4 protein-coding genes are annotated in these 6,421 nt (G+C 49.8%); all 4 read left to right on the top strand.

The features are described 5' to 3' along the window. The coding region (galE, locus tag KQI64_RS01000; protein ID WP_216522915.1) for a UDP-glucose 4-epimerase GalE at nt 1-1,014 on the top strand (1,014 nt) is incomplete at its 5' end. Nucleotides 1,015-1,192: 178 nt separating this feature from the next. After that, the gene (locus KQI64_RS00995) at nt 1,193-4,951 is read left to right on the top strand and encodes a cohesin domain-containing protein (protein WP_216522914.1); all 3,759 of its coding nucleotides are present in this window, start codon (nt 1,193-1,195) and stop codon (nt 4,949-4,951) included. Nucleotides 4,952-5,186: 235 nt separating this feature from the next. Beyond that, complete coding sequence (locus KQI64_RS00990; RefSeq protein ID WP_216522913.1) at nt 5,187-6,029, top strand: cohesin domain-containing protein; 843 nt, start codon at nt 5,187-5,189, stop codon at nt 6,027-6,029. Between the two features lie 126 nt (nt 6,030-6,155). Further along, on the top strand, nt 6,156-6,421 hold a 266-nt coding region (locus KQI64_RS00985), incomplete at its 3' end, for a hypothetical protein (protein WP_216522912.1).

Raw genomic sequence — 6,421 nt, 5'->3', positions numbered from 1 at the left:
ATGAACGTACTTTTAGCGGGCGGAGCGGGCTATATCGGCAGCCACACCTGCGTAGAACTTATTGAGGCGGGACACAGCGTCGTCGTCGCCGATAACTATTCAAACTCCTGTCCCGAAGCGATCGCGAGGGTAGAGGAGATCACAGGTTCGAAGGTCAGGCTCTATGAAGCGGACGTCTGCGACCCCGAGGCGGTCGAGAAGATCTTCAGCGAGAATGATATCGACGCCGTAATCCACTTCGCGGGACTCAAGGCGGTGGGCGAGAGCTGCGAGAAGCCGCTGCTCTACTACCGCAACAATATCGATTCCACACTGACCCTGCTCGAGGCTATGAAGCGCCACAACGTGACGAGATTTATTTTCAGCTCCTCGGCAACTGTTTACGGCACACCCAAGGAGGTTCCGCTTGTCGAGACCATGCCGACCGGCAGCCCGACAAATCCCTACGGCTGGACAAAGCTGATGATGGAGCAGATTCTGACCGACACACAGCGCGCGAACCCTGAGATGTCTATCGTGATTCTCCGTTACTTCAATCCTATCGGCGCCCACAAGAGCGGAAGGATAGGCGAGGATCCCAACGGCATTCCGAATAACCTCATGCCGTTCATCACCCAGGTCGCGGCGGGCAGACTGCCTCAGCTCGGCGTTTTCGGCGACGATTATCCCACCAAGGACGGTACAGGCGTGCGCGATTATATCCATGTGGTTGACCTCGCGAAGGGTCACGTCAAGGCGATCGACTATTCCGCCGACCACACGGGAGCCGAGATCGTCAACCTCGGCACCGGAACCGGCTACAGCGTACTTGAGATCGTCAAGGCGTTTGAGCGCGTCAATAATATCAAAATCCCGTATGTCATCAAGCCTCGCAGGGCAGGCGATATCGCGGAATGCTTCGCGAACGCTGAAAAGGCAGAAAAAGTATTAGGCTGGAAGGCTGAGCTTGGACTTGACGAGATGTGCTATGATTCATGGAACTGGCAGTCGCATAATCTAAATGGATATAAATAAGCTATTTTGTTGTGGAAAACAACAAATTCTCTGAGAATTATTTGTCTGAATAAACAAATTATTAAAAAACCGAAAAAATCCGATTTCCAATTACGAAAATTTATTGACTTTTGGGAAGCACTTGTATTATAATAGTATTGCTTATAGAAGCATTACTAAACAAGGAGGAAAAAAAGAAATGTTCAAAAAAGCATTAAGTCTTCTGCTTGCGTTAATGCTCATTGTAACATCGGTTTCCATCACCGCCATCAGCGTTGCTGCTGCCGAGGGTGACGAAGAGACTGCTGCGGCTGCATACTATGTAGTCGGTGACAGCGAGGAACTCTTCACCAAGGCATGGGGCGAGGGCATTATCGATGCGAACGCAATGACCGCAAATGAAGACGGAACATACACGAAAGTGTATGAAGCTGTTGGTCCTTTCGAAAAGACCGTTTCCTTTAAGGTAACAAACGGCACCGATTGGATCGGCACAAGCGATGGTAAGGATGTTGCCATTGTTGTTTTTGCTGCCGGAGACATTACTGTAAAGTATGATCCCAAGGCTAAGGACGATCAGGTTACTGTTGCCGGCGATGGCGTAAAGACCGTTGAGTCTAAGACCAGCACCGTCGAGCCTACAGATGCAGAGACCACAGGCGCTGAGTCCACAGAAGCTCAGGCAACTGCTGCTCCTGTAACCGAGCCCGCTGAGACAGCTGCTCCTACAGCTGTTGCTGCAGTAGAGACCAAGGCTCCCGCCAAGGAAGCTGAAGCTCCCGTTGCTGCTGACGAGAAGCTCGTTGTAACCGCAAAATCAAACATCACTCCTACCTACACCCAGTCCTTTGATCCTACCACAGGTCAGGTAACTGTAACCTATTGGATCCAGATGACCGAGAAGTACATGATCAATGCTCAGTGGACAATGTCTTATGATAAGCAGTTTCTGACCATTGACACTACCAAGGGTGTTAACACTGACAGCAAGGGCAGGAAGAACCGTATGTTCAGAGTTACAGAGGGTGAAGGCACAATCGTCAATACCAATCCCGAGTCAATGCCCAACGGCGGTATCAAGGCTAACGCCTCCGACCTCGACGGCTTTGACCTCAACGATGAAGGCAAAAGAGTTCCTTTTGTATCCGTTACCTTCAATCCCACCGGTAAGGCTGGTGAAACAGAAGTAAACCTCGACGTTGAGATCATGAACGTTAAGAATGACGAAGATGAAAGAGAAGATTACTTCATCAAGGATTCTGAGATCGTTAAGAAGGATCTTAAGTACCTCCCCGATGTGACTCCTTCTGCTGTTTACGCAGGTTCCATCGATCCCGATTACGAAGCTCCCGAGCAGCCCACAACTGCTGAGCCTACCACTGTAGAGCCCACTACAACTGAGGAGCCCACAACAACCGAGGAGCCCACAACAACTGAGGAGCCCACAACAACTCAGGAGCCCACAACAACAGCTCCCGCTAAGCACCTCACTGTTAACGCTAAGTCCAACTCCAGCTACTTCAAGCCCGTTACTCAGACCTATACCGAACCCGACATCCCGGAGAAGGTAACCGTTCAGTTCGTCATTAACACCGCAGCATACCAGATGGTAAACGGTCAGTTCGAGCTGAAGTTCGATCCCAAGGTTCTCGCTCTTAAGGAAGAGAACAACAAGGAAGGCAGAAAGAGCACTCTTACTCCCGCTGCAAGCGCTACTCCCGGTACCGCAATCGTTGCTAACTGGGACAACCTCGCTGTTGAGCCTGTACTTCCCATCAACTTCTCCAACATCAACGACGGCGGCATCTGGCTGACCGAAGAAGACGGCACTCCGCTGGCAGTTATCAGCGCTGTATTTGAGGTTGTTGGCGACGGTGACACAGAAGTTTACCTCGACACTCAGATCATTACTCTGAATACCGCAGGTCAGCCTGTTGACCCGGATACATGGTTCGAGGCTAACAGCCACGCTGATAACTATGAGACTATGCTTGCTAAGTTTGCTGAGAAGGCTGACATGACCTTCAAGGTACTTCCCGAAGCTAAGCCCACTCCCGAGCCCACAACTGCTGAGCCCACAACTGCTGAGCCCACAACTGCTGAGCCCACAACCGTTGAGCCCACAACCGTTGAGCCCACAACTGCTGAGCCCACAACCTTGCCCGCTGAGGACGTATTCGTACTCGCCGGTTCTTCCAACTTCGTATCTGTTGGCTGGAGCCCCGATCCCTCGTCCTATGTAATGACAAAGGGTGAAGACGGTCTCTACACGATCGTAGTTCCCGGCGTAGTTGCTGAGGAAGGCGCTCTCTATCAGACCAAGGTCGTACAGTTCGTAGGCGGCGACTCCGAGAACGCTGTATGGCACGGCATGGACGGCACAGACCTCAACGTTGACTTCATGATGTCCGGTGACGGTGACGTAACTGTTACCTACAACCCCGAGACTCTTGAGATCACCGTAACCGGTCCTACCGTAATCCCGCCCGTATACAACATCTCCAAGATCACTGCTGTCGGCGCAGGCCAGGGCAACTTCCTTAACGGTATCGTTTGGGATCCCGATGCTGCTGACAACAAGATGACCGAGGTTAAGCCCGGCGTATATGAGATCACCTTCGAGGATTGCGACACCAACACGGATTATCAGTTCAAGTTCGCTGCTAACGGCGGCTGGGATATGAACTGGGGTCTTGTAAAGGAGACCGAGGCTAAGCTCAACGAGCCCAACCCCGCTCAGTACAATTCCGACAACATTCTCTTCAACGTTGAGTCCGAGGATGAAACCTGCAATGTAACCCTCCAGCTCGATATCTCCAACTGGGATACTGCTAAGAAGGGCGGCGCTACCTACACAATCTTCATCAACAGAGAAGAGCCCACAACTGTAGAGCCCACAACTGCTGAGCCCACAACTGTAGAGCCCACCACCGTTGAGCCCACAACTGCTGAGCCCACAACCGTTGAGCCCACAACTGCTGAGCCCACAACAACTGCTCCTCAGACTCTTACTGTAGCTGTTGCTACTGCTGTAAGCGGTCACGTAACTGACGCTCCCAAGGCATTCGCTCTTGTTGAGTCAGCACCTGTAACCGTAAACGCTGGCGATCAGTTCACACTCACATGGAAGCTCGACACCGACGCTAAGGACATTGAGTCCGTACAGTGGATCTACAACTATGATGCTTCCAAGATGGAGCTCGTAAGCGCTGAGACGCCTCAGATCACCTCCGGTGCAGAGATCAACACCACTACACCCGGTGTTGTAAAGGCTAACGCTTCCAACATCAAAGGCTATGCTGTAAATGCTGACAATGCGTTCATCACTCTGACCTTCAAGGCTCTTGAGGCTGGCAATGCTAATACTGACATGACTCTTGACGAGCTTGCCAACGTTCCCGTAATCGAGCCCACAACTGCTGAGCCCACCACCGTTGAGCCCACAACTGCTGAGCCCACCACTGTTGAGCCCACCACTGTTGAGCCCACAACTGCTGAGCCCACCACTGTTGAGCCCACAACTGCTGAGCCCACCACCGTTGAGCCCACAACTGCTGAGCCCACCACCGTTGAGCCCACAACTGCTGAGCCCACCACCGTTGAGCCCACAACTGCTGAGCCCACCACCGTTGAGCCCACAACTGTTGAGCCCACAACTGTTGAGCCTACAACTGTTGAGCCCACCACAGCTGCTCCCACAACAGAGCCTGTAGAGCCCACAACTGTTGAGCCCACAACCGTAGAGCCCACAACTGTAGCTCCTACAACCGTAGCTCCTACAACTGTAGCTCCTACAACTAAGAAGTCTACATCAGATTCTGCTACAAAGGATAGCGGCAACACAAGCAACAACGGTACAGTAAAGACCGGTAGTGCTTCTATGGCTGTAATTATCCTCCTCGTACTTGTTTCTGCAACTGCGGCTATCTACTTTGCACGCAGAAGAGATAAGGAATAATTTGAGTCGCTGATTCAAATTTAAACTGAAAGGTTTGGCACCCTCCGGGAAACCGGAGGGTGTTTTTCCGTTTTAAGGCAAATATATTCTGTAAAATAAAGAAATCTGAATTTTATATGAAAAATTGATGAAAATCCTTTAATACAAGTTGAAATAAAAATTGTTATGTTATATAATAGAGTAGCTAATCAGACGAAAATCTTATTATGAAGAAAACGTAAAAGGAAAGATTATTATGAGACGACTTTTATCAATCATTACCGCTGTTATGATGACTGCATTGATTATTTCCGCTTCAGCCGGCTCTGTTTTCGCTGCCGACGAGGAGCTGACTATCAACGGTGAAGGCAAGGCGAAGGTTGGAGATACCGTTAAGTTCACGCTTTATCTTGATGAAACAAAAGAAGATATTATCGGTTTTGAGCTTCGTTTGTTCTACGACAGCGAGTATCTTTCGTTTAATAAAAAGTCTCTCACCTCCGAGAAATTCGACAATCTCTTCTATAATCCGGATCTTGACGGCAAAATCCCGATGAACTGGACTGATATCGGCAACCCGGTAAGCTTTTCAACAAAGGACGCCTTCCTGTCCTGCGAGTTTGAGGTCATAAAGGGCGGCGAAGCTTCTATAAAATACTTTGTTACCGAGATGTACGGCGACGACATGACCTACCTCAAGTCCTACAAGTGGACATACGACCTCGAGGTAAACGGCGACAAGGTCATTACTGACGGAGTTCCGCTCATTACGGACGACGAGGAAACTCTTAACAGCCGCCAGAGCAGCTTCATCAACTATGTCGACGGCATGGGTGAGGAGAATTCACCTAACAAGGACAACCACGAGGCAGTTGAGGGTCAGCATCACGCGACCTATAACGTCTATGAAAATGATGTAATCGAGGTTACAAGATACGAGGACGTCGAGGGCAATCCGACGAAAAACAGCAACTTCTGGATCCTCGCGATCGGCATTCCCGTGGTCGCAGCGCTCGTGATTGCCGCCATTGTCATAGTTATCAAAAACAAGAAAAAGCCGGTAAAAGCGGACAATATTGATTCTTCCGACGAAAACTGATGAAAATCAAAGTATACATTTGTGTATATAAACGAATCTTTATTTAAACTTTGTCTTGATTTTTAAATTTTTTTGTTATATAATAGTGATAACCGATAATCGGAATACTATTGGAGGAATTTAACTATGAGAAAGAGAATTTTAAGCGTAGTTCTCGCAGGCGCTCTCGCTGCAGGCGTTGTTGCTACAGGCGTAGTAACCGCTTCTGCTACAAAGAACCCTGACGATACTTACACTCCCAGCCCCAACGTTGACGCTAAGACATATATGTTTGCTATGCCCGGCGCTTGGATGCAGGATTATTGGACAAAGAACGAGAATTGCGCGGGCATCTACTGGTGGACAGGTTCAGATACTCCCGGCTCCGTATTTTCACACGACTGGCCCGGCTA

The organism is Lachnoclostridium sp. MSJ-17 (genome assembly GCF_018918205.1).
In the GTDB taxonomy this organism is placed as follows: Bacteria; Bacillota; Clostridia; order Oscillospirales; family Acutalibacteraceae; genus Ruminococcoides.
The sequence above is the reverse complement of the archived record's forward strand: the minus strand, read 5'-3'. Positions and strand labels throughout refer to the sequence as shown.

Coding starts and splice junctions, on each gene's coding strand:
- KQI64_RS00990 (WP_216522913.1), top strand. CDS start 5,187: ATGAGACGACTTTTATCAATCATTACCGCTGTTATGATGACTGCATTG.
- KQI64_RS00995 (WP_216522914.1), top strand. CDS start 1,193: ATGTTCAAAAAAGCATTAAGTCTTCTGCTTGCGTTAATGCTCATTGTA.